Annotated in this window: 21 protein-coding genes, 7 tRNA genes and 1 pseudogene; 16 read left to right on the forward strand and 13 right to left on the reverse strand. The window is 53.3% G+C overall.

Annotated elements, in window-relative coordinates; all coding sequences use genetic code 11:
• Nucleotides 1-12 precede the first annotated feature (12 nt).
• The 9 genes and pseudogenes from MKZ79_RS16965 to seqA all read right to left on the reverse strand — a co-directional run bounded on the left by MKZ79_RS16965 (nucleotide 13) and on the right by seqA (nucleotide 8,041).
• Nucleotides 13-756, reverse strand: coding sequence for a type 2 GTP cyclohydrolase I (locus MKZ79_RS16965; protein WP_336143767.1), 744 nt, complete (start codon nucleotides 754-756; stop codon nucleotides 13-15).
• Between the two features lie 64 nt (nucleotides 757-820).
• On the reverse strand, nucleotides 821-2,239 hold the full coding sequence (phrB, locus tag MKZ79_RS16970; RefSeq protein WP_336143768.1) for a deoxyribodipyrimidine photo-lyase: 1,419 nt from the start codon (nucleotides 2,237-2,239) through the stop codon (nucleotides 821-823).
• A gap of 17 nt (nucleotides 2,240-2,256) precedes the next feature.
• On the reverse strand, nucleotides 2,257-3,213 hold the full coding sequence (locus MKZ79_RS16975) for a YbgA family protein (RefSeq protein WP_336143769.1): 957 nt from the start codon (nucleotides 3,211-3,213) through the stop codon (nucleotides 2,257-2,259).
• Nucleotides 3,214-3,417: 204 nt separating this feature from the next.
• Entirely contained in the window at nucleotides 3,418-3,624 is a 207-nt protein-coding gene (locus MKZ79_RS16980) for a YbfA family protein (RefSeq protein ID WP_336143771.1), read from the reverse strand.
• A 286-nt stretch (nucleotides 3,625-3,910) separates the two neighbouring features.
• Nucleotides 3,911-4,492, reverse strand: a complete 582-nt coding sequence (locus MKZ79_RS16985; protein ID WP_336143772.1) for a hypothetical protein — start codon at nucleotides 4,490-4,492, stop codon at nucleotides 3,911-3,913.
• The gene (locus MKZ79_RS16990) at nucleotides 4,489-4,851 is read right to left on the reverse strand and encodes a tlde1 domain-containing protein (protein ID WP_336143773.1); all 363 of its coding nucleotides are present in this window, start codon (nucleotides 4,849-4,851) and stop codon (nucleotides 4,489-4,491) included. The genes MKZ79_RS16985 and MKZ79_RS16990 overlap by 4 nt, the downstream gene beginning before the upstream one ends.
• 17 nt (nucleotides 4,852-4,868) lie before the next feature.
• Nucleotides 4,869-5,338 (reverse strand): annotated as a pseudogene (locus MKZ79_RS16995) (Hcp family type VI secretion system effector).
• A 488-nt stretch (nucleotides 5,339-5,826) separates the two neighbouring features.
• Nucleotides 5,827-7,467: a phosphoglucomutase (alpha-D-glucose-1,6-bisphosphate-dependent) gene (gene pgm / locus MKZ79_RS17000; protein ID WP_336143774.1), complete on the reverse strand. Its 1,641-nt coding sequence runs from the start codon at nucleotides 7,465-7,467 to the stop codon at nucleotides 5,827-5,829.
• Nucleotides 7,468-7,492: 25 nt separating this feature from the next.
• The gene (gene seqA, locus MKZ79_RS17005; protein WP_336143775.1) at nucleotides 7,493-8,041 is read right to left on the reverse strand and encodes a replication initiation negative regulator SeqA; all 549 of its coding nucleotides are present in this window, start codon (nucleotides 8,039-8,041) and stop codon (nucleotides 7,493-7,495) included.
• 235 nt (nucleotides 8,042-8,276) lie between these two features.
• On the opposite strand from seqA, the gene ybfF reads away from it, so the two are divergent.
• From ybfF to fur, 4 genes are all read left to right on the forward strand, one after another.
• Nucleotides 8,277-9,041 (forward strand): esterase, encoded by a 765-nt coding sequence (gene ybfF, locus MKZ79_RS17010; protein ID WP_336143777.1) that lies wholly within the window; start codon nucleotides 8,277-8,279, stop codon nucleotides 9,039-9,041.
• Between the two features lie 145 nt (nucleotides 9,042-9,186).
• Entirely contained in the window at nucleotides 9,187-9,468 is a 282-nt protein-coding gene (gene ybfE / locus MKZ79_RS17015) for a LexA regulated protein (protein ID WP_336143778.1), read from the forward strand.
• Between the two features lie 141 nt (nucleotides 9,469-9,609).
• Nucleotides 9,610-10,140 carry a flavodoxin FldA gene (gene fldA / locus MKZ79_RS17020; RefSeq protein WP_336143779.1) on the forward strand — a complete coding sequence of 177 codons (531 nt, stop codon included), beginning with the start codon at nucleotides 9,610-9,612 and terminating at the stop codon, nucleotides 10,138-10,140.
• A 346-nt stretch (nucleotides 10,141-10,486) separates the two neighbouring features.
• Entirely contained in the window at nucleotides 10,487-10,930 is a 444-nt protein-coding gene (gene fur / locus MKZ79_RS17025; protein WP_336143781.1) for a ferric iron uptake transcriptional regulator, read from the forward strand.
• A gap of 60 nt (nucleotides 10,931-10,990) precedes the next feature.
• Here the strand turns inward: fur and MKZ79_RS17030 are convergent, their stop codons facing one another.
• The 4 genes from MKZ79_RS17030 to nagE form a co-directional block, all read right to left on the reverse strand.
• Complete coding sequence (locus MKZ79_RS17030; protein ID WP_336143782.1) at nucleotides 10,991-13,648, reverse strand: beta-N-acetylhexosaminidase; 2,658 nt, start codon at nucleotides 13,646-13,648, stop codon at nucleotides 10,991-10,993.
• A gap of 92 nt (nucleotides 13,649-13,740) precedes the next feature.
• The gene (gene chiP, locus MKZ79_RS17035; protein ID WP_336143783.1) at nucleotides 13,741-15,144 is read right to left on the reverse strand and encodes a chitoporin ChiP; all 1,404 of its coding nucleotides are present in this window, start codon (nucleotides 15,142-15,144) and stop codon (nucleotides 13,741-13,743) included.
• Between the two features lie 264 nt (nucleotides 15,145-15,408).
• Complete coding sequence (gene glnS / locus MKZ79_RS17040; RefSeq protein WP_336143784.1) at nucleotides 15,409-17,076, reverse strand: glutamine--tRNA ligase; 1,668 nt, start codon at nucleotides 17,074-17,076, stop codon at nucleotides 15,409-15,411.
• A 141-nt stretch (nucleotides 17,077-17,217) separates the two neighbouring features.
• A complete protein-coding gene (gene nagE / locus MKZ79_RS17045) occupies nucleotides 17,218-19,170 on the reverse strand; it encodes a PTS N-acetyl glucosamine transporter subunit IIABC (RefSeq protein WP_336143785.1) in 1,953 nt (650 codons plus the stop codon).
• A 326-nt stretch (nucleotides 19,171-19,496) separates the two neighbouring features.
• Between nagE and nagB the strand changes: the two genes are divergently transcribed.
• The 12 genes from nagB to MKZ79_RS17105 all read left to right on the forward strand — a co-directional run bounded on the left by nagB (nucleotide 19,497) and on the right by MKZ79_RS17105 (nucleotide 26,344).
• Entirely contained in the window at nucleotides 19,497-20,297 is an 801-nt protein-coding gene (nagB, locus tag MKZ79_RS17050) for a glucosamine-6-phosphate deaminase (RefSeq protein WP_336143787.1), read from the forward strand.
• Between the two features lie 41 nt (nucleotides 20,298-20,338).
• Nucleotides 20,339-21,487, forward strand: a complete 1,149-nt coding sequence (gene nagA, locus MKZ79_RS17055) for an N-acetylglucosamine-6-phosphate deacetylase (protein WP_336143788.1) — start codon at nucleotides 20,339-20,341, stop codon at nucleotides 21,485-21,487.
• A gap of 7 nt (nucleotides 21,488-21,494) precedes the next feature.
• Complete coding sequence (nagC, locus tag MKZ79_RS17060; protein ID WP_336143789.1) at nucleotides 21,495-22,715, forward strand: DNA-binding transcriptional regulator NagC; 1,221 nt, start codon at nucleotides 21,495-21,497, stop codon at nucleotides 22,713-22,715.
• A 32-nt stretch (nucleotides 22,716-22,747) separates the two neighbouring features.
• Nucleotides 22,748-23,500, forward strand: a complete 753-nt coding sequence (locus tag MKZ79_RS17065) for an HAD-IIA family hydrolase (protein ID WP_336144003.1) — start codon at nucleotides 22,748-22,750, stop codon at nucleotides 23,498-23,500.
• Between the two features lie 283 nt (nucleotides 23,501-23,783).
• Entirely contained in the window at nucleotides 23,784-25,451 is a 1,668-nt protein-coding gene (asnB, locus tag MKZ79_RS17070; RefSeq protein ID WP_336143791.1) for an asparagine synthase B, read from the forward strand.
• Nucleotides 25,452-25,658: 207 nt separating this feature from the next.
• Nucleotides 25,659-25,735 (forward strand) — tRNA-Met (locus MKZ79_RS17075).
• A 10-nt stretch (nucleotides 25,736-25,745) separates the two neighbouring features.
• Nucleotides 25,746-25,830, forward strand: a tRNA-Leu gene (locus MKZ79_RS17080).
• Between the two features lie 20 nt (nucleotides 25,831-25,850).
• Nucleotides 25,851-25,925: transfer RNA gene (locus MKZ79_RS17085), tRNA-Gln, on the forward strand.
• A 33-nt stretch (nucleotides 25,926-25,958) separates the two neighbouring features.
• Nucleotides 25,959-26,033: transfer RNA gene (locus MKZ79_RS17090), tRNA-Gln, on the forward strand.
• 36 nt (nucleotides 26,034-26,069) lie between these two features.
• Nucleotides 26,070-26,146: transfer RNA gene (locus MKZ79_RS17095), tRNA-Met, on the forward strand.
• A gap of 7 nt (nucleotides 26,147-26,153) precedes the next feature.
• Nucleotides 26,154-26,228 (forward strand) — tRNA-Gln (locus tag MKZ79_RS17100).
• Nucleotides 26,229-26,269: 41 nt separating this feature from the next.
• Nucleotides 26,270-26,344 (forward strand) — tRNA-Gln (locus MKZ79_RS17105).
• The last annotated feature ends 3 nt before the right edge of the window (nucleotides 26,345-26,347 follow it).

Consider the following 26,347-nt stretch of genomic DNA (forward strand, 5'->3'; position numbering starts at 1 on the left):
GCCCGCTTTTTATCAGGCGGGATTATCGATATCGATAAAGGTCACGTCCAGGCCGTGTGAGTTCGCCAGCCATTCGCCGAGCGCCTTGATCCCGCCGCGCTCCGTAGCGTGATGACCCGCAGCAAAGAAGTGAATGCCCTGCTCACGCGCGCTGTGGATCGTCTGTTCAGAAACTTCGCCGGTAATGTAGGCGTCCACGCCGAAAGCCGCCGCCGCATCGATAAACCCCTGGCCGCCGCCGGAGCACCACGCGACTTTGCGTATCAGCGCCGGCGCGTTATCGCCGCAGTGCAGCGGTTCGCGATGAAGCTTTTCACCAATGCGCGCGGCGAGCTGCTCGCCCGTCAGCGGCGTTTTCAGCTCGCCCCAGAATACCAGCGGCATCACTTCGCCTTTAACCTCGATATCAAACAGCTTTGCCAGTTGGGCGTTGTTGCCCAGCTCGGGATTCGCGTCCAGCGGCAGATGCCAGCCGTAAAGATTGATATCGTTCGCCAGCAGCGTTTTCAGCCGGTTGCGCTTCATGCCTTTGATCGCCGGCGCTTCGTTTTTCCAGAAGTAGCCGTGATGCACCAGCACCGCGTCCGCCTCTAAACGTACCGCTTCGTCCAGCAGCGCCTGGCAGGCAGTGACGCCGGTGACGACTTTTTGGATCTGCGCGCGCCCTTCCACCTGCAGACCGTTCGGCGCATAGTCGCTGAAACCCGCGGTATTGAGCTGCTGGTTGACGATTTTTTCTAATTCACTGTTGTGCATAAGGCGTCCTGATAAGCTTTGTCGTTCTGAATGCGGCAACTTTAGCAGACGGCAGCAAGCGAGACTATTTTCTTGCGGCCTCATAGGCCGCCAGCGCGCGCTTGCGGGCTTCCTTATGGTCGACAATGGGTTGCGGATAATCCAGCCTGACGCCGTTTTTCTTCGCCCATTCGTGCGGCTGATGAATATGCTGAGCGGGAATATCCTTCAGCTCCGGCAGCCACTTTCGAATAAACTCGCCCTGTTTGTCGAAGCGTTCGCCCTGAGTAGTAGGATTGAAAATACGGAAATAGGGCGCGGCATCGTTACCGCTGGAGGCCGCCCACTGCCAGCCGCCGTTATTGGCCGCCAGATCGCCATCGATCAGCTGCGACATAAAGTAGCGTTCGCCGATCCGCCAGTCGATCAGCAGATCTTTAATCAGGAAGCTGGCCGTAATCATACGCAGCCGGTTATGCATCCAGCCCAGGCAGTTAAGCTGGCGCATCGCGGCGTCGACAATGGGATAGCCGGTTTTGCCCTGCTGCCAGGCCTGAAGCTGCCGATCGTTGCTCTGCCACTGTACCTTGTTGGTCCAGCCGATAAAGGGCTGATGCTTGCAGAGCGCCGGCCAGGCGACGAGCAGATGGCGATAAAATTCTCGCCAGATTAGCTCATTGAACCAGCTAAATATTTTCTCGTTTTCCAGCGCGTCAGGATGCTCGCGCAACAGCCGGTGCAGACACTGACGCAGCGAAAGCACGCCGGTCACCAGACAAACGGAAAGACGGCTGGTGCCGTCAATAGCCGGTGTATCACGCGTGGCCGCGTAATCTGCAACCGGCTGCTGACAAAACTCGCGCAGGCGCTGTATCGCTTTCTTCTCTCCTGCCGGAAAAAAGTCGCTGTCAAACGCTTCCCGCGGATAATCGAAAGGCTCAAGGGCAGGTAATTTTTTTAAAGGCGCATCGGCACGCGGTGTGGGCGCGGGCGCGCATTCCGGCATCCCTTCGCGCAGTCGGCGAACAAAGGCTTTGCTAAACGGCGTAAAGACTTTGAACATTTCGCGGCTGCCGGTCAGCACGCTGCCGGGCGGCAGTAGTCCATCATCAAAGCCCTGCACAACGACGTCCAGCTTGTCCAGCTCGCGTTCCGCCTTTGCATCGCGCTGACGCTCATTAACTTCGTGCTGATAGTTATAAAACAGGCTGTCGACTTTATGCTGCTGACAAAAATCCTTCAGCGCTTCTACCGACGCAGAAAAATCGTTGCACTGCAGATAGTGCAGCGGGATGCCTTTTTCTGCCAGAGACTGCTGCACATCCTGCAGGCTCTGATAAATATAGGCGGCCTGTTTTGGCGACATATCGTGCGAGCGCCACTGTTCCGGCGTGGCGATATAAATCGCCAGCACTTTAGCATTTTCATCGCGGCAGGCTGCGTAAAGGGCATAGTTATCGTGGATGCGCAGATCGTTGCGCATCCAGACAAGATGGGTGGTCATGGCTTTCCCTGCGGTAATCAGTGGCCGTAACGCAACCGCAGCGCTTCCGGATAGGGCTCAAAATAGCGCTGCTGCGCCAGATAGGGATCGGGATATTCCGACATATAGTGCTTAAGCAGCGTCATCGGCGCCAGCAGCGGCTGCAGGCCCTGACGATAGTGATCGATCAGCGAAGTCAGTTCCTGGCGCTGTTTGGCGTTCAGCTGCGGACGGAAATAGCCCTGAACGTGCATCATTACGTTGGTATGGTTGCCGCGCGTCGCTTTGTGCTTCAGCAGATCCATCAGTCGCTGGCGGTATTCAAAAGCGAAGGCTTCCAGCGAAGACCAGTTTTCAATACCCGCGACAAAGCGGCCTATCTCCCGGTATTCAGGTTGCGAATGCGCCAGCAGCGTTAGCTTATAACGGCTGTGAAAAGCGATAAGCTTGCCGCGCGTCAGGCCGCTGCGCCAAAGCTCGTTAAATTCATGCAGCGTATAGATGCGCTCGACAAAATTTTCCCGCAGCACGGGATCGTGCAGCCTGCCGTCCTCTTCCACAGGCAGCCACGGCATCTGCTTCATCAGCTCACGCGTAAAGATGCCCACGCCTTCCTTGCGATTGTTATTGTTTTCCGGCTGATAAACGCGAACCCTTTCCATACCGCAGCTGGGCGATTTAGCGCAGACGATATAACCGCAAAGGTGATGCAGGCTGGCGATTTTCTTTTCAGAGAAGCTTTGCATCTCCTGGGTCAACGGCTCGCCTTTGCCGTTGCTGAAGCAAAGTTCGACCTTCTCGTCAGCCGTTTCGGTAAGACGTAGCGCGGGGCGCGGCGTTGGCAGGCCAATCGCCATTTCCGGGCAGGCCGGTTCATAACGCATAAAAGGCGCCAAATCTTCGGCAGCAAAAGCGCAACGCTTGTGGCCGCCGTCAAAGCGGACGTTGTCGCCTAACAGGCAGGCGCTGATGCCTACCGGAATTTTTTTACTCATACCTTTCTCCCCTTCGCTACTTGCTTCCTTAAGTGTAGCTGTTAAAGCTATACAAAACAAAATAAGTTGTACAAGTTTGTACAACCCTTTGCCGGCGCTGTTGTAGCGGCAAAGGGTTGTCGGAGAAATTGAGTTCTACATTGTTGAAACATAAAAAAATGCCCCATAAGCGGGGCATCGGATAAGGCGGGCGAAAAGATATTTTTAATAAAAATCGATACCTGCGGCTTCCGTCTGTGCCAGCCAGACCGGCTGCGTGCTGGTCTTACACCAGCAGCGATGCAGATAGCTGTAAAAACGGCTTCTGTCGCGATAAAAAAGCATAAAGGGCAGCGCGAGAACGCCGATAGCGACTACCGCACTACGGCGCAGAATAAGATGAGGCAGCGAATAGCGTTGATAAAGGTTCATATGCCCTCCTGAGTAATTTTAAATTAAAGCAAGCTGGCTAAAATAGTATCAATATGGCGATAATTTTACCACTGGTATGACCAGGTAATTAAAAAATACCCTTAGCATCACAATGTTAAATAATAGTTAATTATAATATGGAAAATAACAAAACTATCACAACTTACTGAAAGATTACAGTCTGCTAGCCGCAGAGCGGGCAAAGGGCAAGCGCCTGAATCAGCAGGTTTCCAGGCATTAAACAAATTGAATAATCAGGCGGGATTCTTAACGCAGCTTATGATTTTTAGTTGGCAGTAACCTGATAAATAAAAACGCCTTTAACATTATTTTTTTCGAAATGGTATTCAAGGCAGTTTACCTGAGTAAAATCACCATAGCTTTTAGTTTCAGTACAATACTGCATTATATTCCCCTGCATCCTGTTTGAAAATAATGCTGAAATCTTTTCTGGTGAAGCATCCAGCAAGGGAATCCCCTTAACCGTAACGCTTATTTTACCGTTATAGGCAGAACACCCTTTTTCATTTCCCGATTTGGCCATAGCAACAGAAGTTAAGTCGCCATGCCCCATCTCATTATCAGAGATAAACCAGTAATTAACCTTTTCAGAAGTCAGGCAAAGCCAGGATGCCCGGTCGCTCTGGTTAACAACGACACCGGTTGTTTTTGCAATATCCGTCAGGCGACTAAATTCCATTACAAAAAAATTATCACCTATAATCACATCAGGTGCCAAACCTTTCCTGGTATCGAAATTTGGGATAGCAGGATCATCCTGGTAATAGTAAGCGCCAAAGCCTTCCATCTGTGTTGCTATAGCCACAGAAGAAAACAGAAGAGTCACGGTAATAATAAGATATTTCATTTCACTTTCAGCTCCCTGTCGCCACTAGCCCAAATAATTTTTCTTACGCCGATCGCTACAATAATACAGCCTTCTGATGAATCCAGCGGGTGATTTTTGCTTGCGCCATGAATACGAAAAGCAGCACGTCCACACATCGCATTGCTGAGCTCGGGAGTAAGGTTAAGCGTATATTTTCCAGTATGGGATGAGTTATGAGGAGCACCGATTATATAAGTCCCCCTGGGAAGCGGCCCTTTATTTTTTACACACTCTTTGGCGCTGTCATTCTTATAACCTGTTGCGCCCGCATAATCAGCCGTATAAGTTACACCATTTCGGGTAAATGTATGTGAAGCTACGTCGTATTCCCATGCCATTATGCGGCCCGCCCGTTCTATGAATCGCAGTGAATAATATTACCATCCAGGTAATGCCATGTAATTTTCTCGTAGGCTAAATCAACATACTCAAGATGGTCATGCTTTTTCGATTGTGGATAGTTAATATCCAGAATCAAAGATTCAATTTCCGTTACCTTCACGTTTTCCAGCGTAGTCCTGAAGTATTCTTCTTCCTGCCCATTATAGTTGATTTGGTAAAATTTAAATTCAGCCTTTCTGAAAGTCTGACCAGAACAGATGGCCTTATAAAGATAAGAGGACGCGCTATCAATACTTTTCATAAACGCATATGAACTATGTAAGCGCTTCGCTGTAGCTTTGCCCGTCGAAGGATCTCCTGGCTGCTCTACGGAGTGCATTAGCTCACTTATCTCTATACTTCCTCCCGACCTTTTACCCTTACATCACCCTTTACACGGGCTCCGCCATCATCCTCAAGCCATAAATAAACGGGAATAGCCATTTAACAGATCCTTGTTGCGATAGAAATACATCCATCTTCCTCTTTAAATTCTCCCGATAAAGCCTTAATGCGGATTTTATTGATGCAAATCAACCAAAAAGCTGAGCTTTACTAAATGAAACACATTTTCATTAACCTTTATGCTATTTCAATGAATGAAATCAGTAAATCTTTCGTGGAATCTAACCACATTACAATAAGGTTTAATATTTGACGCGACAATTGAATGCCAGTCCTTTTTTATAGGGATTGCTTGTTTTTATTTATATCAGTTTTTTTGATTTATCAGCGATTAAATAGATTTATTCGACTATATAACCAGGAGATTATGTGGCAAATTGCTATCTAAACCCTTTTCCTGGCGCGCTGCTTTAACGTTTACCAGTGTACATCTGGTTAAAAAGCCATATGGGTTATAAAAAGGCCAAAAAAATTTTTAAAAAAAGGCGCTGAACAATCAGCGCCTTTTTTATTATCAGCTCTCGCGATTACGCGTTTTTCAGCACTTCGCTAACAATCTCTACCGCTTCTTTCTCGATCTTCTCGCGGTGTTCGGCACCCAGGAAGCTCTCGCAGTAGATTTTATAGGCATCTTCCGTGCCGGATGGACGCGCGGCAAACCAGCCGTTCTCCGTCATCACTTTCAGGCCGCCGATTGAAGCGCCGTTGCCCGGTGCTGCCGTCAGACGTGCCGTGATGGGATCGCCCGCCAGCGTATCGGCGCTGACCATCTCTGGCGAAAGCTTCGACAGCGCCGCTTTCTGCGCAGAAGTAGCGGAAGCCTGCAGACGGTTGTAGCTTGGCGCGCCAAAGCGCTCTGCCAGCTCATCGTAGTGCTGCTGCGGATTTTTACCAGTTACGGCGGTGATCTCAGCGGCCAGCAGGCACATAATGATGCCGTCTTTATCGGTTGACCATGGCGTGCCGTCGAAACGCAGGAAGGAAGCGCCCGCGCTCTCCTCGCCGCCGAAGCCGAAGCTGCCGTCGAACAGGCCGTCAACGAACCACTTAAAGCCAACCGGGACTTCCACCAGCTTACGGCCGATGTCGTTAACCACACGGTCAATCATTGCGCTGGAAACCAGCGTTTTGCCGACGGCGACCTCTTTGCCCCACTGCGGACGATGCTGGAACAGGTAGTTGATAGCAACGGCCAGGTAGTGGTTAGGGTTCATCAGGCCCGCAGGCGTGACGATACCGTGACGGTCATAGTCAGGATCGTTGGCGAACGCCAGATCGAACTTGTCACGCAGCGCCAGCAGGCCCGCCATCGCGCTCTCGGAAGAGCAGTCCATGCGGATCACGCCGTCTTTATCCAGATGCATAAAGCGGAAAGTCTGATCGACGGAATCGTTAACGATGGTCAGATCCAGGTTGTAGAACTCCGCGATGCGCTGCCAGTAGGCGATACCGGAGCCGCCTAAAGGATCGACGCCGATTTTCAGACCCGCTTTCTGGATAGCCGGAATATCGATAATCTGCGCCAGGCCTTCCACGTAAGGCTGGATCAGATCTTTTTCCTGCAGATGGCCGCTTGCCCAGGCTTCCGCCAGCGAAACGCGCTTAACTTCTTTCAGGCCGTCTTTAATCAGCTGGTTGGCGCGATCTTCCACCACTTTAGTGACGTTGGTGTCGGCCGGGCCGCCGTTTGGCGGATTATATTTAATACCGCCATCTTCTGGCGGATTGTGCGAAGGCGTGATTACGATACCGTCAGCCTGTACACCGCCCGCTTTGTTGTGCTCAAGGATCGCGTTGGAGATGGCAGGCGTTGGCGTATAGCCGTTGTCCTGCTGCACGATCACATCCACGCCGTTGGCGGCCAGCACTTCCAGCACGGAAATGATCGCCGGCTCGGAGAGCGCGTGCGTGTCTTTGCCCACAAAGCAAGGGCCGGTAACGCCATTCTTTTTACGCTCTTCCGCTATCGCCTGAGCGATCGCCAGAATATGCGTCTCGTTGAAGCTCTGTCGGCCCGCGCTGCCGCGATGGCCGGACGTGCCGAATTTTACCGCATGTTCCGCGTTGCCGACTTCCGGCTGCAGGACATAATACTGCGAGGTCAATTGTGCAACGTTAATCAAATCGCTCTGCTGTGCTGGCTGCCCGGCACGGGAATGACTGGCCATTGGCGCTTCTCCCTGACGCTGTGTTTTAGAGTGTGCCGCAAACCTTGTCCGCCAGCTCCGTCGGGAACTGCATGGACGCCATGATATGTTCAATCATGCTGCGTTTACGGCCTGTGTTGGTGTTGGTGATCACCCAATACGGCGTGCCGGGAATGTGTTGCGGCTTGGTATGGGTGCCGTTCTGTACCAGGGTCTGCTGATTGCCTGCAAAGTAGACGCGCGTGCGGCCGTGCAGTGACTCGGTCGCGGCGGCAAATGCTTTGGGATCCAGATTGTATAAAGTCGACAGGATCAGCATAAAACGGTTCACCGCTTTTTTCTGTTCCGCATACTCGTCCGACAGCAGCAGCTCACGCACGGCGCGAACGCGATCCTGCGGGCGAGACGTCTCTTTCACCACCGTTTCCTGCACGCTGGCGACAGGAGCAGGCGTGGCGACAGGCGCTTTCGCTGCCGTCTGACCGGCGGAGAATTTCAGCATACGACGTAAAATATCGGAGGCGCTTTCACCAATATGCTGAGTGTGGCTGGCGATATAACGGTAGAGCTCTTCGTCGACTTCAATAGTTTTCATCTTGATCCAGTACGATTATTGCTGATAAGAGCCGGTTGGCGACCTGCTGTTGCCGGAACGCCAGAAGACCAGCCCTAACACGAGGATTATAAAGTTAAATCCTGCCGGGTTGTAGCGCCAGCCCCGCTTGCGGGCAAAAGTCGGAATATGCCGTAAAGCCTGGGGCCGCCGCGACGGCAGAAAATCGTGCTTTTATGATAACCTAACCCTTCGTTTCCTCTGTAAGAAGTTTGCCATGAAATTGAATTTCCGCCTGCAATCTGAACAAACCGCCGTTTCTGACGCGCCCGTAGTCCTTATTCACGGCCTTTTCGGCAACCTGGATAACCTCGGCGTGCTGGCGCGCGACCTGAAAACAGCGCGCCGCATCATTCAGGTTGATGTGCGCAATCATGGTTTTTCTCCACGCTCGACTGAAATAAACTATCCTGCGATGGCGCGCGACGTGCTGGAAACGCTGGACGATCTCGGCGTTGAGCATTTTGAAGTTATCGGTCACTCCATGGGCGGTAAGATTGCGATGATGCTAACCGCACTGGCCCCAAATCGCGTTAAGCAGCTGGTGGTTATCGATATCGCGCCGGTGGCTTATCAACAACGTCATCACGATCATATCTTCGCCGCGCTCGAAGCCGTCAGCGAAGCGGGCGTCACCCGACGCAGCGAAGCCGCCGCGCTGATGCGTAAAACTATAGACGAAGATGGCGTGATTCAGTTTTTGCTGAAGTCTTTTCAGGATGGCGAATGGCGGTTTAACGTTCCGGCCCTGCAGCAGAGCTACGATAAGATTATCGGCTGGGAAAAAGTGCCCGCGTGGCCGCATCCGACGCTCTTTATCCGCGGTGAGCTTTCACCCTATATCACGGAAGCGTATCGCGAGGCGCTGTTGACGCAGTTTCCCGCCGCCCGCGCTCACGTGATTACCGGTGCGGGCCACTGGGCGCATGCGGAGAAACCCGATGCCGTTTTACGCGCTATCCGCCGTTTTTTTGCCCTGTGAAAACAAATATTTCAGTAAAAGGCTAAATAATTGCCGTCGCGACTTTCGCTGGGGTATGATGGCGCGCTAAAATTTGTCGGCGGCCGCAGTCGCGGGCGCTTACGGCTCAATCCATCAGAACTCCAGCCTTCAGTATCACGATTCTATGGCAAAAGAAAACACGGACCGCACCACGATCGATCTGTTCGCAGACGAGCGTCGCCCGGGACGACCCAAAACCAATCCGCTGACGCGTGACGAGCAGCTGCGTATCAACAAACGCAATCAGCTCAAACGCGATAAAGTGCGCGGGCTGAGACGCGTTGAGCTGAAAATGAACAGCGACGCGGTCGATGCCCTGAACCAGCTCGCCGAGCAGCGCAACATGAGCCGCAGCGAGCTGATCGAAGAGATGGTTATGGCGCAGTTAGCCAGACCAAAGCGCTGATCGGGGCGCGACGGTAGAGCACAAAGCGACAAATGCGGGCGGATTAGCCGTTTATCCCCCTGTGGCTGTCTGCTATCATTGCCGTTAACATTTTCAGGCTAGTCGCCGCATATCATTAAGTTTCAAGAGGTTATTAAACTCATGGCAATCGTAGGCATTTTCTTTGGCAGCGATACGGGCAATACGGAAAACATTGCAAAAATGATCCAGAAGCAGCTCGGTAAAGAGGTGGCTGAAGTTCATGATATCGCTAAAAGCAGCAAAGAAGACCTTGAAGCCTTTGATATTTTGCTGCTGGGCATCCCAACCTGGTACTACGGCGAAGCACAGTGCGACTGGGATGATTTCTTCCCGACGCTGGAAGAGATCGACTTCAACGGCAAGCTGGTGGCGCTGTTCGGCTGCGGCGATCAGGAAGACTACTCGGAGTACTTCTGCGACGCGATGGGCACCATCCGCGACATCATCGAACCTAACGGTGCGGTGATCGTAGGTCACTGGCCTACCGAAGGTTACCACTTCGAAGCTTCTAAAGGGCTGGCGGACGACAATCACTTCCTGGGCCTGGCCATCGACGAAGATCGCCAGCCGGAGCTGACCAACGAACGCGTTGAGAAGTGGGTCAAACAGATCTCTGACGAACTGCAGCTGCAGGATATCATCGAAGCCTGACAGCCTGGCCCACTGGGTTAACCACAGTGGGCCAGCGGTTTTTCCTATAGCAGTAATAGATACATATTTGTAACTTTTACCCTCAAAACGGTAGAATAACCCTGCTTCGTTTCCGCTTCGCCAGTATTTGGCATCGGAAGATCGAACGGATAACCCAGCGTACATGGGTGCTTGCTTTTTCGGACGTAACGACTTCGTAATCCTTACATCCTCTGATGGTTTTGCATCTCCGCTGTGGTTTCTTCAAGGCATCGGTTCTATAATGAGACGCTCAGCTTTTGCGTCGACCGATGCTCACGGCTTTTCAGCCACTTAGTGACCAGTAAAGTAACAGGACAATATCCGCATGACTGACAATAACACCGCATTAAAGAAGGCCGGCCTGAAAGTCACGCTTCCTCGACTGAAAATTCTGGAAGTGCTTCAGGAACCAGAGTGCCATCATGTCAGTGCGGAAGACTTGTATAAACGCCTGATCGATATGGGCGAAGAGATTGGCCTGGCGACGGTTTACCGCGTTCTGAACCAGTTTGACGATGCGGGGATCGTTACCCGCCACAACTTTGAAGGCGGAAAGTCCGTTTTTGAACTGACCCAACAGCATCATCACGATCACCTGATCTGCCTGGACTGCGGCAAGGTTATCGAGTTCAGCGATGAGTCGATTGAATCCCGCCAGCGTGATATAGCGACGAAACACGGTATCAAGCTCAGCAACCACAGCCTTTATCTCTACGGCCACTGTGCTACCGGCGACTGCCGTGAAGATGATACGCTGCACGACAAGTAAGCTAATTTAAAAACAGAAAACCGGCGATCGCTCGCCGGTTTTTTTTCGTCTGAGAAACGGTTATTTCAGGTTTTCCACGCGGCTGAAGCGCTTGCCGTCGCTGCTGACGGCGCGAATCATGACTTCGCCTGCAACATTCGGACGAGCGTTATCCTGATAGCGCTGCCAGCTTTTGCCGCCGTCCAGCGAGTAGTCGATAGCAAGACCGGGCAGCGCGATATTGGCTTCCAGCCGGCCTTCGACAATGCGCGCGCCCGGCTGCGGCAGACGGTAATGGATACCGGCTTTATCCATCTTCGCCAGTTCACGCTGCCCCAGCAGATTGGCGTAGCGCTGCCAGTCGCGGTTAAGCGCGGCCTGATCGACATGGTGCGTTTCGCCGCCCTTGTATTCACGTCCCGCCTGATAGGTCTCTTCCCAGGCCGCACGATGCCAGCCACGCTCCGCCACGGAAATAGCGCGAGGGAAAATCATCGCTTCCATCTGCTCATCGGTACGCACGGTTTCGCTCCAGAGCTGGGCTGAGATGCCATAGGCGCCCGGCCACGGTTTGTCGGATTTAGCGCTGAAGTAGTTGCCGTCGCGATCCACCGAGGTTTCCGCGTTCTGCGGCATATTGTCCGGCGCGAAGCTGAACATTTTACGCTCGTCGTTGAAGCGCGTGCCCCAGTAATAGCCTCGCTCGTGCGGATTCACCTCGTAAGGGAAATCCATATAGAGATAGTCCGGATTGGAAACGGTGACCTCGTAGCCTTTGTTAGCCCAGTCGTTAACGCTGTCGAAGCCGCCCCAGAAGAGCGTATCCCAGAAGTTGACGCCGACGCGTTTGGTGGCGAAATCTGCGGCGCCCTTCGCGTCCTTCAGGCCATCCTGCCACGCCTGCATTTTCTCAATACCGTGCGCGTTAACGCTCTCGCTGACTTTTTTGCCGAAATAGCTGGGCAGGTGATCCATGTCGGCGACCTTGCCCGACTTCACCAACGCCTGGCAAACCTGAGATTTCGCCCAGGGCTTGTCTTCCCGGCTGAGGTCAATTTTACCCTTGCCCGCTTCCGGTTTCGCCGCATCCGTATAGCCCGCGCCGAGGCGAATATTTTTCGCTTCGTCGCCACCGAAGTGCCAGGTCGTTAGCGGCACGCCCGCGGCCTGGTGCATCGCCTGGATTTCGCCAATGACTTTATCAACAAAGCGCATCGAGGAATCCAGGCAGGGGTTCAGATAGCTGGTGCGATCGTAGAACTGTACGGATGTGGTATTCGAGGTATCGGTGGGATCGACCAGGCGATATTCGTTCGCCTCTCTGGTTTTGCCCTCTTTCATCAACCTGTTATAGCGAGCTTCCATTGAGATCACCGCTGCGCGAGCGTGCGCAGGCATGTCAATCTCCGGGATCACCTCAATGGCGCGCGCCTTCGCATAGCGCAGAATATCAATATAGTCATCACGAGTCAGATAGCCGTTGCCCGACGCATCGGCAAAAGGCCCGGAGCCCAGCTGCGGCAGCAGGCAGCGCTGCTCTGTCAGATCGTGACAGCGTTTCGACCCGATTTCAGTCAGCTCCGGCAGGCCTGGTATCTCAATACGCCAGCCCTCATCGTCGCTGAGGTGGAAGTGGAATTTATTCAGCTTCACGGCCGCCATCTGATCCAGCAGGCGCAGCACCGCCTCTTTGCTGTGGAAGTTGCGGCCGATATCAAGAAAGATGCCGCGATAGGCCATGCGCGGCGCATCGGTAACGTCCAGCGTGGCGATCTTCTGCTCGCCGCTGGCCGGCAGCAGCGACAGAATGGACATCATGCCGTAATAAACGCCGGCTTCGTCAAAACCTTCTATCTGCGCTTCGTGCTCGCGAATAGTCAGCTTATAGGCGCCGGAAACCGCCTTGTCGCCGGTAAAAGCGGCAGGCGTAAGCTGACTTTTGATTTTGTAGCCCTGCGACTTTTCCGCCACGCCCATCAGCGCGAAACGCTCTCTTACCGCTTCCGCCGATTCCGCGCTCAGGCCAGTCAGCTCAAACTGCACGCCCTGGCTCAAATCGGCATCTTCCGTATGAAGCGTGACCTGCAGCGGCGTAGGAAGAATCTGGCCGCGCAGCGCTTCAGCGGCCAGCGGCGCGGTATCGCTGTTTTTCTCAAAGCGGCTTGCAGGCGTCATCAGGATGTTGCGGTCGTCTGGCGTTCGTTTCCAGTGCGCGGCCATCGGCGAAACAAACGAGGTTAAGTCTTCCGTATCCGTGCTGGCGATAATTTTAGGCTGGGCGTTTTCAGCAGTAACATACCAGCGCGGCATCACGTCGGTAATAAAAAGCTGCCAGTACTCGTTGATAATGGGAATTTCAACCGATTCGCCCGCGGCAAACCCTTTAAACTTCTCGGTTGGCTCCAGTCGCGTCAGATCGCCTACAACATGCACCATCCGGAACTGATCGTTATCGACCCGCAGCGTCTGGCGAATATTAGGCAGCCAGATAGCCCAGTCTTTGCTGGTAATCGCCTTGCCCGGATTAGTCAGCGTAATGGTCGCCCGATTGCAGGAAGCCCAGTCCGCGCCCAGCGCCGCGCAATCCACGCCGTGCTGCGCGGCATGGTTATCGTTAACGGTGTACTTCACGCCAAACTGGCTAATCTGATCGACAACGCTTTGATCCGCCCTGGCTACGCCGCTGGCCATCGCTGACATCAGCGCCGCCGCCACGAGCGTTAGTCTTAATATTTTCATCACTTTCCTCGTCCGCTGTTAAAGAGTTTGCCAGCCGCCAGCGAGGAAAGCGTTGTACGCTTTCCTGCCCGGACGTCAACAAACTGCCTGCATCAAAAAATGGTGAAAGGCGCGATAACGGTCAGCCTCACGTCTTTTTCGTCCTGGAACATATTTCCGTAGCCGTTGCTGAAGCTCGGAATATCGGAATGATTTTTGTAACGGGTATAGTGCAGGTTGATCTGAGTATCTTTGGCGCGACCATGCTGGAACGTATAGCGCAAATCCATATTCCAGGCGGACTCGCTGCGGCGCATGCTCTGATCGTAGATCGGATTGGTTGAAGGACGAGCGTCCCAGCCGTAAGCGTAGGAGGTGCCGACTTCCCAGCCGGGCATCTGCCAGCCTTTGAGGTCATACATTACGCCCGCGTAAAGCGCTTTTTGTCCGTTGGCGTTAAAGTCGCTGCGGGAATCCCACCAGACATCGTTACGTCCATTGGAGGTCGCGCCGACCGGCGTCATACGCGCGAGGAAAAAGCCCTGGTTACCGCGAGCTTTGACCATAGTGCCTTCGACGCGGAAATCAAACGGCCCGGTTTTATAGCCCAGCGTAACCGCCTGCAGCCAGGCCAGGCCGTCATAAACATTATTAACGTTGTTAACGCCGCCCTGCTCTTTATTACGCGCGCCGTAGAATTGCCAGCTGGTATGCAGATCGTTGCCCGCTACAGGAAACGCCCATGACACCTCGGTGAAATATTGATCCATATAATTTTCGGCCTGGCCCACCGCGCCTTCCAGCACCAGTTTATTTTTGAAATCATATTTGATGCCGACAGAGTGCAGATATTTTATTTCGGTTGTTAAGTCTGGCTTACGGAAGCTATACATCTGGCGATACCAGGGCGCCTTATACTCATCCGTCCACATATAAGAGAGTGACAGCGCGCCGGCATCGTCAAAATCATAAACGGAACCCACTTCAAATCCGCGATAGGTTCCCGGCACGAACCCCCATTGGGGCATAAGCAGTGTCTGTCCCTGTGGCTGAATATAACCCGCTCTTAACCAATAATTATCATGCTTAAGTTTAATCGCGGCTTTATAAAAAGAGGCGCCGTTGGCGTCGCCGTCAAATTTTTCCGACCAGCGATTCTTTGCGTTACTGAAGGCAATCTCGTTCGGCGCCGCCGGGCCGGTACCCGCCAGCTGTAGAGCGCCATGCACGCCAAGCTCAATGCCGATAAAATCCGCCGCGTAGCCCGAGGAAAAATCCAGGCTGCCGTTAAAAGTGGAGTGATGCAGGTTTTCCGTATACTGACCATATTTATTATGGACCGGATCCATCTCTTTTCTGTCGCGCTGCCGCTGCCAGTAATAAATACCGCCGGTCAGGGTCGAGTCATCAATAAAACCCGCGGCGAAAGAAACAGGAGAATAAATAGTGCCAGCGAGGGCAGAACCGCAGGCGACAGCTATCGCCAGCGCTTTTCGCGTTAAGTTGACAGAGTGCATTGAGAAATCCTTCTCTAATAGAAGATAAACGAACTATAAATAAACAATAAATAATCTCAAAAATATCAGTATTAAAAGCAAGCCACCCGAGTACGGCGCAATTATATTTTTCGCAGCACGAATTATCAATTAATAACAATTACTGCCAGCTTAAAATATGATATAAAACAGGTTATATTTTTTATGTGATTTAACCGTTAATGGGTTGCATATATTATTCAAAAAAAAAGCAGCCCGAAGGCTGCTTTTTTATTAAATATCGACTTATTCGCCGCTTTTTGCCCAGGTGTCGCGCAGACCTACCGTGCGGTTAAATACCAGGTGGTTGCTGCTGGAGTAGACGCTGTCGGCGCAGAAATAGCCTTCACGTTCAAACTGGAAGGGTTTCGACGCTTCCGCCGTCTGCAGGCCAGGTTCGACAAAGCCCTGACGAATAACCAGCGACTCTGGATTGACGGTAGCCAGGAAATCTTCGGCGGCGCCGGGATTCGGCACGCTGAACAGACGATCGTAAAGGCGGAATTCAGCCGGCAGCGCGTGCTCGGCAGAAACCCAGTGAATAACGCCTTTTACCTTGCGACCATCGGCCGGATCTTTGCTCAGGGTATCGATATCGCAGGTACAGAACAGACAGGTGATATTGCCTTGTTCATCTTTCGCCACGCGCTCGGCTTTGATGACATAAGCGTTGCGCAAGCGAACCTCTTTACCCAATACCAGACGCTTATAGTGCTTGTTGGCTTCCTCACGGAAATCCGCACGATCGATATAGACCTCGCGGCTGAACGGCACCTCGCGCGTCCCCATCTCCGGTTTGTTCGGATGGTTTGGCATGGTGATGATCTCTTCGTGATTGGCCGGCAGGTTCTCAATCACCAGCTTGACCGGATCGAGAACGGCCATTGCACGCGGCGCGTTTTCGTTCAGATCGTCGCGAATGCAGGATTCCAGCGACGCCATCTCCACGATATTGTCCTGTTTCGTGATACCGATACGGCGACAGAACTCGCGAATAGAGGCGGCGGAGTAGCCGCGACGGCGCAGGCCAGAAACGGTCAGCATACGCGGATCGTCCCAGCCTTCTACGACCTTTTCAGTCACCAGCAGGTTCAGCTTGCGCTTGGACATAATGGCGTATTCAAGATTCAGGCGCGAAAACTCGTACTGGCGCGGGTGCGTGGGGATAGTGATATTATCCAGTACCCAGTCATACAGACGGCGGTTGTCCTGAAACTCCAGCGTACAGAGCGAATGCGTGATCCCTTCCAGCGCATCGGAAATGCAGTGGGTAAAGTCGTACATTGGATAGATGCACCACTTGTTGCCGGTCTGGTGATGCTCGGCGAACTTAATGCGGTAGAGCACCGGATCGCGCAGCACGATAAAGCTGGAAGCCATATCGATTTTAGCGCGCAGGCAGGCGCTGCCTTCAGCAAACTCGCCGTTGCGCATTTTTTCGAACAGCGCCAGGTTTTCCTCTACGCTACGATCCCGATAAGGACTCTCTTTGCCTGGTGAGGTCAGCGTACCGCGATATTCACGGATCTGCTCCGGCGACAGCTCATCCACATAGGCCAGACCTTTGTTGATCAACTCAATCGCGTAGTGATGCAGCTGGTCAAAATAGTCAGAGGAATAACGGACCTTGCCGCTCCACTCAAAGCCCAGCCACTGCACGTCACGCTTGATTGACTCTACGTATTCCAGATCTTCTTTGACCGGGTTGGTATCGTCGAAACGCAGGTTACATTCGCCCTGGTAATCCTGCGCGATGCCGAAGTTCAGGCAGATAGACTTGGCGTGACCAATATGCAGATAGCCGTTCGGCTCTGGCGGAAAACGGGTATGCACGCTCTTGTGCTTACCGTTCGCCAGGTCTTCGTCGATGATCTGACGAATAAAATTAGTTGGGCGGGCTTCAGCCTCACTCATCTCAATATCCTCTGGAATACTTTAGTGCGTGAAATAACGGAGTATGATCCACAAAGCCGCGAAGGGAAACAACCGTTTGTTAGCGTATCGCATAAAAAAGGGCGGGAATCGCTTCCCGCCCTCAACTTTTGACCGCTGTGGTTAGTTGGTGATTTCGCAAAGCGGGGTTTCGCCCGCGACTACAGTGGCGCCAGCCACCAGCTTAATGCCGCTGAAATCCTCGATATTGCTGACCACAACCGGGCTAATCATCGATTTTGCATGGCTGTTAAGCCAGGCCAGATCCATCTCCAGTACCGGCTGCCCGGCTTTAACCTGCGCGCCCTCTTCCACCAGCCGTGTAAAGCCTTTGCCTTCCAGCGCGACGGTATCGATGCCCATATGCACCACTACCTCAAGTCCTTTCTCTGTCTCCAGGCAGAAAGCGTGGTTGGTGTTGAAGATTTTCAGGATAGTGCCGTTGGCTGGCGAAACCACGGTAGAGCCAGTGGGTTTGATAGCCACGCCTTCGCCTACCGCTTTGCTGGCGAAAGCCTCGTCAGGCACCTGCTCCAGCGCCACCACTTCGCCGCTTACCGGCGCCAGCAGCGTCTCAATAACGCTTTTCGCTGCGTCAGGCACTGCCTGCGCCGGCGGCGTAGTCGGCGCTACCGTCGCGGCAGCGGCGCTGACCGCAACCGGCGCGACCGGGCCTTTGGCGATAATCTTTTTCATCGTTTCCGCCACGGATTCCGCTTTGGCGCCGATGATAACCTGAATAGTCTGCTTGTTCAGCTTAACCACGCCCGACGCGCCGAGACGCTTGCAGGCCGCGTCGTTGACCAGAGCCGAATCTTTTACGGAAAGACGCAGACGGGTGATGCAGGCATCGATAACATTGAGGTTTTCGGAACCGCCAACGGCGGCGATATACTGCCGGGAAAGCTGCTCCAGTCCCTCTTCCGTATTGCTGTTGGCTTCTTCCATCGCCTGCACGCTGACATCCTCGCGGCCCGGCGTTTTCAGATTCATCATGCGGATCACCGCGCTGAACAGAGCGAAGTAAACCACAAAGGCGATAGCGCCCATTATCAGCAGCAGCCAGACATTGCTGCTCGCCGCAGGCAGGTTATACATCAGCGCGTAGTCAATCGCGCCCGCCGAGAATGAGAAGCCGGCATGGATATCCAGCGCCGTCGCCGCGTAAAGGCTGATGCCTGTCAGCACGGCGTGGATCAGATAAAGCATCGGCGCCAGGAACATAAACAGGAATTCCAGCGGCTCCGTGACGCCGGTCAGGAAAGCGGTGACCGCCACGGAAAGCAGCATACCGCCCACCATCGGACGACGCGCTTTCGGCGCCGCCATATACATCGCCAGCGCTGCGCCCGGTAGACCGAACATCATAATAGGGAAGAAGCCGGACATGAACATGCCTGCCGTGCCGTCGCCGGCGTAGAAACGATTGATATCGCCGTGGAACACCGCGCCCGCCGCGTTGGTAAATTCGCCAATCTGGAACCAGGCGATGGTGTTCAGCACCTGATGCAGACCGGTTGGGATCAGCAGACGGTTAACAAAACCGAACACGCCAGCGCCAAACGCACCGGCCGAAACAATCCACTCGCCGCCCGCATGAATCGCGTTCTGTACCGGCGGCCAGACGTAACCGAACACGGCAGCCAGAATCAGACAGAAAAAGCCGGTAGCGATAGGCACAAAGCGCTTGCCGCCGAAGAAGCTGAGAAAGTCAGGCAGTTTGATATCCGCCCAGCGGTTGTAGGTCGCACCGGCGACCAGGCCGCTGATAATCCCTGCCAGCACGCCCATATTGACCGCTGGATTAATGGTGATCATTGCTTTGGTAAGGATAAAATAGCCAACGGCGCCCGCCAGCGCGGCGGCGCCCGCGTTATCTTTTGACCAGGTGGAAGCGACCCCAATGGCGAAAATCAGTGCCAGGTTATCGAAAATAGCGCCGCCAGCCTGAGCGATAAACGGCGTGTTTAGCAGATCGGGCTGGCCGAAGCGCAGCATCAGCGCCGCCACCGGCAGTACGGCTATCGGCAGCTGTAAAGAGCGCCCCAGCCTTTGAAAAAATCCTAAAATATTCACTATTCCCCCTATGAGAGCCGTTAAGGCGCCAGTTATGCAGCTTTTTATCGGGCAGACTGCTTGCTCAATGGCACTGATATTTATCCGATGCAGTGTAGAGAAAATTTAATTCGCCGCGCAAATTAAAACCGTAAAATTTGTGATATTTATCACCAAAGCGACGATTTTATTTCCGTCACAGCTGGCTACGCACGCCTACTTATTTTATGATGAAAAAAATCATTATTATCCTGTTTCCTTCATGTTGTTTCCCTTGCGGATTACGCTTAAAAAAGAAGAAACGGTGTAAAATACTTTCCTGATATTGCTTATAAAGAGGTTAAAAAATGCGATTGATTCCCCTTGCTACGCCAAACCAAGTCGGAAAATGGGCCGCTCGTCATATTGTATACCGTATCAACGCCTTCCAGCCTGACGCAGAACGTCCTTTTGTCCTGGGCTTGCCAACAGGCGGCACGCCGCTTGAAGCTTACCGCCATCTGATTGAGATGCATAAAGCAGGCCAGGTCAGCTTTAAGCATGTAGTGACCTTTAATATGGACGAATATGTTGGCCTGCCGAAAGAGCATCCGGAAAGCTACCACAGCTTCATGTACCGCAACTTTTTCGATCACGTTGATATTCAAAGTGAAAATATCAATCTTCTTAATGGAAACGCGCCGGATATTGACGCAGAATGCCGTCAGTATGAAGAGAAGATTCGCGCCTATGGCAAAATTCATCTCTTTATGGGTGGCGTAGGCAACGACGGACATATCGCTTTCAACGAGCCTGCCTCGTCGCTGGCTTCCCGTACCCGCATCAAAACCCTGACGCACGATACGCGCGTGGCGAACTCTCGCTTCTTTGATGGCGACGTTAATCAGGTGCCGAAATATGCCCTGACCGTCGGCGTCGGCACGCTGCTGGATGCGGAAGAAGTGATGATTCTGGTGACGGGGCACGTTAAGGCTCAGGCGCTGCAGGCGGCGGTCGAAGGCAACGTCAACCATATGTGGACTATCAGCTGCCTGCAGCTGCATGCCAAATCCATCGTGGTCTGTGACGAGCCGGCCACCATGGAACTGAAAGTGAAAACGGTTAAATACTTCCGCGAGATGGAAGCGGAAAACATGGAAAATCTGTAACCCATTGGTACAAGGCTATCGGCGCTGGCCGGGAGAAATTTATGTATGCTTTAACTCATGGCCGTATCTTTACCGGCTACGAAGTATTAGATAATCATGCTGTTGTTATCGCCGATGGCCTGATCGACCGCGTCTACAGGCTGGAGGATCTGCCTGCGGATATCGCCCAACGCGACGTGAAAGGCGCGCTGATCGCTCCCGGCTTTATCGATTTGCAGCTTAACGGCTGTGGTGGCGTGCAGTTTAACGATGATATTGCCGCTATCAGCGTCGAAACGCTGAACGTGATGCAGAAAGCCAATGAAAAATCGGGCTGCACCAGTTTTCTGCCGACGCTGATTACCAGCAGCGATGAGCTGATGAAACGCGCGGTAGAAGTGATGCGCGCTTATCTGGCACAAAACGCCAACCAGGCGCTCGGTTTACATCTGGAAGGCCCCTGGCTGAATCCGCTGAAAAAGGGAACTCACGATCCGGCACTGATCCGTCGTCCGGAGCAGGCGATGGTCGACTATCTGTGCGACAACAGCGACGTTATCGCTAAAATTACGCTGGCGCCAGAACAGGTTGATGAAACCGTTATCCGCCAGCTGCGCCAGGCGGGTATTGTGATTTCCGCCGGGCATTCCCATGCAACCAGCGAAGAGGCGCGTCGCGGGATCTCTGCCGGCATCAGCTTCGCAACCCACCTTTATAATGCTATGCCTGCGCTAACGGGCCGTGAACCGGGTCTGATCGGCACGCTGTTCGATTCTCCGGAGGTCTACTGCGGCATTATTGCTGATGGTTTACACGTCAACTACGTTAACATTCGTAATGCAAAACGCGTCAAAGGCGACAAGCTGGTGCTGGTCACCGATGCTACCGCTCCGGCGGGCGCGAACATTGATCGGTTCATTTTTGCAGGAAAAACAATATACTATCGGGATGGACTCTGCGTCGACGAAAACGGCACGCTTAGCGGCTCTGCTTTGACCATGATCGAAGCTGTAGCGAACAGCGTTGAATATGCCGGTATCGCGCTGGATGAGTCGATCAGAATGGCGACGCTCTATCCGGCCCGAGCTATAGGGGTGGCAGACAAGTTAGGTTCCATCGAAGCCGGAAAAGTGGCGAACCTGACGTTGTTCACCCGCGACTATCAAATAATCCAGACTCTCGTTAATGGTGACGAAGTCTTAAGCGAGTAGAAACTGAATGACCACTGGCGGCCAGGCTCAAATAGGAAATGTCGATTTAGTCAAGCAACTCAACAGCGCGGCCGTTTACCGGCTTATCGATCGACAGGGGCCGATATCGCGCATTCAGATTGCCGAACATAGCCAGCTAGCGCCCGCCAGCGTCACAAAAATTACCCGCCAGATGATTGAGCGCGGGCTGATCAAAGAGGTGGAACAGCAGGCGTCTACCGGCGGCCGCCGCGCTATCTCTATCGTTACCGAAACGCGCGGCTTTAATACTATCGGTATTCGCCTGGGCCGCAACGACGCCACGCTAACGCTCTTCGACCTCAGCGGCAAAGTGCTGGCGCAGGAGGATTACGCGCTGCCGGAACGTACGCAGGAGGCGCTGGAGCACGCGCTGTTCAGCGCCATCGCCAGCTTCTGCGAACAGCATCAGCGCAAGCTGCGCGAGCTAATCGCCATCGCGGTTATTCTGCCAGGCCTGGTCGATCCCAACAACGGCATTATCCGCTATATGCCGCATCTCGCCGTACATGAATGGCCGCTGGTCGCCAATCTGCAGAAACGTTTCAACGTCACCAGTTTTGTTGGGCACGATATTCGTAGCCTGGCGTTGGCCGAGCACTATTTTGGTGCCTCCCGCGACTGCGCAGACTCAATTCTGGTGCGCGTTCATCGCGGTACCGGCGCCGGTATCATCACCAACGGCCATATTTTCCTGGGCAGCAACGGCAACGTCGGCGAGCTGGGCCATATTCAGGTCGATCCTCTGGGTGAACGCTGCCACTGCGGCAACTTCGGCTGCCTGGAAACCATTGCCGCCAACAGCGCGATTGAAAACCGCGTGCGCCATCTGCTGAATCAGGGCTATCCCAGCACGCTGACGCCGGATGAGTGCGTCATGCCGAAAATCTGCAAGGCGGCCAATCGCGGCGACGCGCTGGCGGCAGAAGTGATAGAATCCGTCGGTCGCCAGCTGGGCAAGGCGATCGCGATAGCTATCAACCTCTTTAATCCGCAGAAAGTCGTAATAGCTGGCGAGATCACCGAAGCGGATAAAATTCTGCTGCCCGCTATCGAAGGCTGCATTAATACTCAGGCGCTGAAGGATTTCCGTAAAAATCTGCCGGTAGTGCGCTCTGAGCTCGATCACCGTTCCGCGATTGGCGCTTTTGCGCTGGCGAAACGCGCCATGCTGAACGGCATTCTGTTACAACACTTAATGGAAAGTTGATGAGCGCTTTAACTCTGAACGACAGTGAAAAAATGACCATTAAAAACGTCATCTGCGACATCGACGGCGTTTTGATGCATGACAATACCGCCGTACCCGGCGCAAATGAGTTCCTGCAACAAATCCTGGCAAAGGAGATGCCGCTGGTCGTGTTGACCAACTACCCTTCGCAAACGGCGTTAGATTTGGCTAATCGCTTCGCCTCGGCGGGCATCGACCTGCCGGAAAGCGTGTTCTACACCTCGGCGATGGCCACTGCGGATTTTTTGCGTCGTCAGGAAGGCAAGAAAGCCTACGTTGTCGGCGAAGGCGCGCTGGTACACGAACTGTACAAAGCAGGCTTCACCATCACCGATATCAATCCCGATTTCGTTATCGTGGGCGAAACCCGCTCCTTTAACTGGGATATGATGCATAAAGCCGCTTATTTCGTCGCAAACGGCGCGCGCTTTATCGCCACCAATCCCGATACGCATGCGCGCGGCTTTGTGCCTGGCTGCGGCGCGCTGTGCGCCGGCATTGAAAAGATCTCTGGCCGCACGCCGTTCTATGTCGGCAAACCCAGCCCGTGGATTATGCGCGCGGCGCTGAACAAGATGCAGGCGCACTCGGAAGAGACGGTAATCGTCGGCGATAACCTGCGCACCGATATCCTGGCTGGCTTTCAGGCCGGTCTGGAAACGATTCTGGTGCTGTCGGGCGTTTCCACACTGAGCGATATTGATACCATGCCTTTCCGGCCAAGTTGGGTGTTCCCTTCCGTCGCAGATATCGACATTCTCTGAATAATCGGCCCGACCAGCGCGTCGGGCTTTTTTATCGCCACCCGCCGATTACTTTTTGTTCAATTTCTCTCTTTTATTATTGAATCATTAAATTTTTAGCCATTTTATTGCATAACCATCAAAACTGAGCGCAGGTCAACAGGCTATTTAACAGCAAAACGCTAAATTGCTTGCACTCTCTGCCAAACCAGAGCATTTTCTTATCTATCGGGCGAAGAAGTCGCCGTTAAAACCCTTTTTCTTATCACTGTTACCGTTGCGGTTTGTCGTTAGGGAGTTAGCTATGTGTTCTATTTTTGGCGTGTTGGATCTCAAAAGCGATCCGGTTGAACTGCGTAAGAAAGCCCTGGAGCTTTCCCGTCTTATGCGTCATCGCGGCCCGGACTGGTCAGGCGTTTATGCGGGCGATAACGCGATTCTGGCCCATGAGCGTCTTTCTATCGTCGACGTTAACAACGGCGCGCAGCCTCTCTATAACGCAGCCCGTACGCACGTGCTGGCGGTAAACGGTGAAATCTACAACCATCAGGCGCTGCGTGCAGAGCTGAGCGATCGCTACGAGTTTCAGACGGAATCCGACTGTGAAGTGATTCTTGCTCTTTATCAGGAAAAAGGGGTCGACTTCCTCGACGAGCTGCAGGGCATGTTCGCCTTTATCCTGTATGACACCGAGAAAAACACTTACCTGGTAGGCCGCGACCATATCGGCATCATCCCGCTTTATATGGGCAACGATGAACACGGCAACCTTTTTGTCGCTTCAGAGATGAAAGCGCTGGTGCCGGTGTGCAAATCAATTAAAGAATTTCCGCCGGGAAGCTACCTTTCCAGCACCGATGGTGAAATTCGCCGCTACTGGCAGCGTGACTGGTTCAGCTACGAGGCTGTTGAACACAACAAAACCGATGCGACCTTGCTGAAAGAAGCGCTGGAAGAGTCCGTTAAAAGCCATCTGATGTCTGATGTTCCTTACGGCGTTCTGCTCTCTGGCGGCCTGGACTCTTCTATTATTTCTGCCGTGACCAAAAAGTTTGCGGCCAAGCGTATCGAAGATCAGGACAAGAGCGAGGCCTGGTGGCCGCAGCTGCACTCTTTCGCGGTAGGTCTGGAAGGATCGCCAGATTTGAAAGCGGCGAAATCCGTCGCCGACCATCTGGGTACAGTACACCATGAAATCCATTTCACCGTGCAGGAAGGTCTGGATGCGATTCGCGATGTGATCTACCACATCGAAACCTATGACGTGACCACCATTCGCGCCTCGACGCCGATGTACCTGATGTCACGTAAAATCAAGGCGATGGGCATCAAGATGGTGCTCTCCGGCGAAGGCGCCGACGAAGTGTTTGGTGGCTACCTCTATTTCCATAAGGCGCCGAACGCCAAAGAGTTTCATGAAGAAAACGTGCGTAAGCTGCTGGCGCTGCATATGTTCGACTGCGCCCGCGCTAACAAAGCGATGTCGGCCTGGGGCGTTGAAGCCCGCGTACCTTTCCTGGATAAAAAATTCCTCGACGTGGCGATGCGCATCAACCCGGCGGACAAAATGTGTGGCGCCAACGGCAAAATGGAGAAGCATATCCTGCGTGAGTGTTTCGCCTCTTACCTGCCGGAAAGCGTGGCGTGGCGTCAGAAAGAGCAGTTCTCCGACGGCGTAGGTTATAGCTGGATTGATACGCTGAAAGAGGTGGCGGCGCAGCAGGTCAGCGACCAGCAGCTGCAAACGGCGCACTTCCGCTTCCCGTATAACACGCCGACGTCAAAAGAAGGCTATCTGTATCGGGAAATTTTTGAAGAGCTGTTTCCTGTTGCCAGCGCTGCCGAGTGCGTGCCGGGCGGCCCGTCCGTTGCCTGCTCGTCCGCTAAAGCGATTGAATGGGATGAAGCGTTCAAAACAATGGACGATCCTTCAGGCCGCGCAGTAGGCGTCCATCAGTCTGCTTATAAATAACCTGCGGCTTTTGCTGAGAAAACGGGCCTTTCGGGGCCCGTTATTGTTTAAAAAAAGGCGAGTTTTGCTGAATTAGTCGCCATACTGGTTATAAGCCAAACAAACAGATCGTTTCAGCAAAAAAACGGGAAAAAACTTGTTGACGCTTTCAGGCCAACTTAGCATAATGCGCCCCGCAACGCCGATGAAGGTAACGCGAAAAAAGATGGCTACTTAGCTCAGCTGGTTAGAGCACAGCACTCATAATGCTGGGGTCACAGGTTCGATTCCCGTAGTAGCCACCATCTTTTTTTTGCGGGAGTGGCGAAATTGGTAGACGCACCAGATTTAGGTTCTGGCGCCGCAAGGTGTGCGAGTTCAAGTCTCGCCTCCCGCACCATTTCGAAAGCATTGCACGGATGGGGTATCGCCAAGCGGTAAGGCACCGGTTTTTGATACCGGCATTCCCTGGTTCGAATCCAGGTACCCCAGCCAGTTTTTCTGATGGTTTGTGGCTTGACCGCCTGTTGGGATATCGCCAAGCGGTAAGGCACCGGTTTTTGATACCGGCATTCCCTGGTTCGAATCCAGGTATCCCAGCCAGTCAGAATGTAGTATAGTTGTAACGCAGTAAAATTAGGCTACTTAGCTCAGCTGGTTAGAGCACAGCACTCATAATGCTGGGGTCACAGGTTCGATTCCCGTAGTAGCCACCAATTTTATTGGGGTGTCGCCAAGCGGTAAGGCACTGGTTTCTGATACCAGCATTCCGGGGTTCGAATCCCTGCACCCCAGCCATAAAAAAGACGACCTGTGCAAACGGGTCGCACCCAAAAAATTGGGGTGTCGCCAAGCGGTAAGGCACTGGTTTCTGATACCAGCATTCCGGGGTTCGAATCCCTGCACCCCAGCCAATA

This window comes from Erwinia sp. CGal63 (genome assembly GCF_037026505.1).
Taxonomy (GTDB): domain Bacteria; phylum Pseudomonadota; class Gammaproteobacteria; order Enterobacterales; family Enterobacteriaceae; genus Erwinia.

Excerpts from the sequence above, each read along its gene's own strand:
- seqA (WP_336143775.1), bottom strand. The coding sequence starts at position 8,041 with ATGAAAACTATTGAAGTCGACGAAGAGCTCTACCGTTATATCGCCAGC.
- ybfE (WP_336143778.1), top strand. The coding sequence starts at position 9,187 with ATGGCAAAAGAAAACACGGACCGCACCACGATCGATCTGTTCGCAGAC.
- MKZ79_RS17065 (WP_336144003.1), top strand. The coding sequence starts at position 22,748 with ATGACCATTAAAAACGTCATCTGCGACATCGACGGCGTTTTGATGCAT.
- MKZ79_RS16975 (WP_336143769.1), bottom strand. The coding sequence starts at position 3,213 with ATGAGTAAAAAAATTCCGGTAGGCATCAGCGCCTGCCTGTTAGGCGAC.
- chiP (WP_336143783.1), bottom strand. The coding sequence starts at position 15,144 with ATGCACTCTGTCAACTTAACGCGAAAAGCGCTGGCGATAGCTGTCGCC.
- ybfF (WP_336143777.1), top strand. The coding sequence starts at position 8,277 with ATGAAATTGAATTTCCGCCTGCAATCTGAACAAACCGCCGTTTCTGAC.
- fldA (WP_336143779.1), top strand. The coding sequence starts at position 9,610 with ATGGCAATCGTAGGCATTTTCTTTGGCAGCGATACGGGCAATACGGAA.
- MKZ79_RS17030 (WP_336143782.1), bottom strand. The coding sequence starts at position 13,648 with ATGAAAATATTAAGACTAACGCTCGTGGCGGCGGCGCTGATGTCAGCG.
- MKZ79_RS16990 (WP_336143773.1), bottom strand. The coding sequence starts at position 4,851 with ATGGCATGGGAATACGACGTAGCTTCACATACATTTACCCGAAATGGT.
- MKZ79_RS16985 (WP_336143772.1), bottom strand. The coding sequence starts at position 4,492 with ATGAAATATCTTATTATTACCGTGACTCTTCTGTTTTCTTCTGTGGCT.
- nagC (WP_336143789.1), top strand. The coding sequence starts at position 21,495 with ATGACCACTGGCGGCCAGGCTCAAATAGGAAATGTCGATTTAGTCAAG.
- MKZ79_RS16965 (WP_336143767.1), bottom strand. The coding sequence starts at position 756 with ATGCACAACAGTGAATTAGAAAAAATCGTCAACCAGCAGCTCAATACC.
- glnS (WP_336143784.1), bottom strand. The coding sequence starts at position 17,076 with ATGAGTGAGGCTGAAGCCCGCCCAACTAATTTTATTCGTCAGATCATC.
- phrB (WP_336143768.1), bottom strand. The coding sequence starts at position 2,239 with ATGACCACCCATCTTGTCTGGATGCGCAACGATCTGCGCATCCACGAT.
- pgm (WP_336143774.1), bottom strand. The coding sequence starts at position 7,467 with ATGGCCAGTCATTCCCGTGCCGGGCAGCCAGCACAGCAGAGCGATTTG.
- fur (WP_336143781.1), top strand. The coding sequence starts at position 10,487 with ATGACTGACAATAACACCGCATTAAAGAAGGCCGGCCTGAAAGTCACG.
- MKZ79_RS16980 (WP_336143771.1), bottom strand. The coding sequence starts at position 3,624 with ATGAACCTTTATCAACGCTATTCGCTGCCTCATCTTATTCTGCGCCGT.
- nagB (WP_336143787.1), top strand. The coding sequence starts at position 19,497 with ATGCGATTGATTCCCCTTGCTACGCCAAACCAAGTCGGAAAATGGGCC.
- nagA (WP_336143788.1), top strand. The coding sequence starts at position 20,339 with ATGTATGCTTTAACTCATGGCCGTATCTTTACCGGCTACGAAGTATTA.
- asnB (WP_336143791.1), top strand. The coding sequence starts at position 23,784 with ATGTGTTCTATTTTTGGCGTGTTGGATCTCAAAAGCGATCCGGTTGAA.